Origin of the sequence: Aeromonas sp. ZOR0002, from assembly GCF_963866995.1 — a bacterium.
Classification (GTDB): domain Bacteria; phylum Pseudomonadota; class Gammaproteobacteria; order Enterobacterales; family Aeromonadaceae; genus Aeromonas; species Aeromonas caviae.
Genome location: NZ_CAWMFQ010000317.1, coordinates 1 through 348 on the forward strand (window position 1 = coordinate 1; position 348 = coordinate 348).

At 48.0% G+C, this 348-nt stretch carries 2 tRNA genes; both read right to left on the reverse strand.

The window, feature by feature from the left end:
• Nucleotides 1–122: 122 nt before the first annotated feature.
• Nucleotides 123–198 (reverse strand) — tRNA-Ala (locus tag AACR77_RS17145).
• A 10-nt stretch (nucleotides 199–208) separates the two neighbouring features.
• Nucleotides 209–285: transfer RNA gene (locus AACR77_RS17150), tRNA-Ile, on the reverse strand.
• Between the last annotated feature and the right edge of the window lie 63 nt (nucleotides 286–348).

Sequence of the window (348 nt, forward strand, 5' to 3'; positions counted from 1 at the left end):
GAACTACTTTTTAAATCAGCTTTCCAGATTGTTAAAGAGCAAACTTCGTAAAGAAGTCAAAGGCATACATTGAACGAGATGTTCAACTCATGGCTTTGTCTTCTGACAAATACAGTACGATATGGTGGAGCTATGCGGGATCGAACCGCAGACCTCCTGCGTGCAAAGCAGGCGCTCTCCCAGCTGAGCTATAGCCCCGTAATCGAAGTGGTGGGTCTGAGTGGACTCGAACCACCGACCTCACCCTTATCAGGGGTGCGCTCTAACCACCTGAGCTACAGACCCACTTCGTGTACTGTCTCTAAACTTGAATCAAGGCAATCTGTGTGAACACTCAACAACTTCGTC